This is a genomic window from Streptomyces sp. NPDC048275 (assembly GCF_040652275.1).
Taxonomy (GTDB): domain Bacteria; phylum Actinomycetota; class Actinomycetes; order Streptomycetales; family Streptomycetaceae; genus Streptomyces.
Genome location: NZ_JBEZLR010000238.1, coordinates 1 through 2,097, shown reverse-complemented (window position 1 = coordinate 2,097; position 2,097 = coordinate 1). Strand labels below are relative to the sequence as shown.

The following is a 2,097-nucleotide window of genomic DNA, read 5'->3' as shown; positions in this document are numbered from 1 at the left end:
GAACGCCGGGGAGGGTGGCAAGCGGCCCCGACAACGGCGGGACGTGCCGGGACTACCGGACGGTGCGGGTCCGTCTAGCGAGGTCAGAAGGTGTAGCGAGAGCGAACCAGTGGTTGAAGCTCCGTAAGCAGTGAGCCGGCTCAAACCTGGTGGATACGGGCCGGTATGCAGCGCGTGATCCGACGTCTTCGGACGGCGGGTCAACTCCGAAGCCGGGTTCCTTTTCCGGTGGGGAGGCCACGTTGAAAGCCTGCGGCGTAGGCGTGGCGATGCTGCCGGAGTAGAGCTGGGCGTCTCCCTGACCGATCGATTGTGTGGTGAACGTGGGAACCACCCGCGGTTGCCCAAGCCGCCGGACAACCAGTCCGGTGGTGGGCAGGTCCGTTGCCGACTGATGGCCGTGGGTGGGGCGGAGGCCCCGTAGTAGTCGCGGGAGTAACGACCCGTCGTGGAGACCGGGAAAGCCGGTCGCAGGGCCAAGGGGGCCAGCAAGTCAGTGGCTGACGTACTGGAATGTCGGGAGGGTCGCCGGTGAACACCGACGAGCTGGAGCGCGCCTTGTATGAGGCGGAGCGCCGGGTACTGAAGATCCAGACCAAGCTGCACCGTTGGGCTCGTGATGATCCTCATCGCAGGTTCGACGACCTGTTCAATCTCGTTGCCGATCCCGGCTTCCTGCTGGTGGCCTGGGATCGGGTGCGGGGCAACAAGGGTGCACGCACGGCCGGGGTGGACGGACGCACGGTGTCGTCCATCGCGCTGTGGGTCGGCGTCGAGGAGTTCCTCGACGTGCTGCGGTCGCAGATCAAGGACCGCAGTTTCCAGCCCATGCCGGTGCGGGAGCGGATGATCCCCAAGGCGGGTGGCAAGCTGCGTCGGCTGGGGATCGCGACGATCACCGACCGGGTGGTGCAGGCATCCTTGAAGCTGGTGCTGGAGCCGATCTTCGAGGCGGATTTCCTCCCGTGCTCCTATGGGTTCCGCCCGAACCGCCGGGCTCACGACGCGGTGGCCGAGGTGCGTCTGCTCACGTCCAAGAAGTACGAGTGGATCGTGGAAGGCGACATCAAAGCCTGCTTCGACGAGATCTCACACACCGCTCTCATGGAGCGGGTGCGGACACGCGTCGGAGACAAACGCGTCCTGGCCCTGGTGAAGGCGTTCCTCAAGGCGGGCATCCTCAGCGAGGACGGCCTGCTGCGGGACAACGACACCGGCACCCCGCAGGGTTCGATCCTCTCGCCGTTGCTCAGCAACGTCGCGCTCTCGGTCCTGGACGAGCACATCGCCCAGGCGTCGGGAGGCGCCGGAACTGATCTCAACGAGCGCCGCAGGCGTCGACGCCGAGGTCTGCCCAACTACCGGCTGGTCCGATACGCGGACGACTGGTGCCTGATGGTGCACGGCACCAAGGCAGACGCCGAAACGCTACGCGAAGAGATCGCGGAAGTCCTCTCCACGATGGGCCTGCGCCTGTCGCCGGAGAAGACTCTGATCACCCACATCGAGCAGGGCCTGGACTTCCTTGGGTGGCGCATCCAGCGCCACCGGAAACCAGGCACCAACCGGTACTACGTCTACACCTACCCCGCCAAGAAGGCCCTGCGGGCCATCATGGCCAAGGTCAAGACGCTGTGCCGAGATGTCGGAACGAACCAGCCGCTCGACGCCCTGCTCGCCCGGATCAATCCGGCAGTACGGGGCTGGTGCGCCTACTTCCGGCCCGGGGTGTCCTTCGCGACCTTCTCCTACCTGCGCAATTACATGTGGCACACGGTGTGGAGATGGGTACAGCGCAAGCACCCCAAGACGGGCCGGAGGAAGATCTTCCGCCGCTACTGCGGCCGCAGATCTTGGTGGGCCAGCGAGAACAGGGAGTTGTTCAACCCGATCGCGGTAGGCACCACGCGCTACCGCTACCGGGGCATGTCGATTCCCACTCCCTGGGACGCCACGGGATGAGGACAACCACCACGAAGCCCTCGGGGCTTGTGGAGAGCCGGGTGCGGTGCCAAGTCGCATGCCCGGTTCGGGAAGCGGCTCCGGGGAAACGGGCCGGTCGAAAGACCGGAACCGCGCCCCGGGCCGACTTCACCA

General features: G+C 66.0%; 1 protein-coding gene. It reads left to right on the top strand.

The genetic code is table 11. The features are described 5' to 3' along the window. The first annotated feature begins 531 nt into the window (after positions 1-531). Entirely contained in the window at positions 532-1,962 is a 1,431-nt protein-coding gene (gene ltrA, locus AB0D57_RS47620) for a group II intron reverse transcriptase/maturase (protein WP_362088756.1), read from the top strand. Positions 1,963-2,097 lie beyond the last annotated feature (135 nt).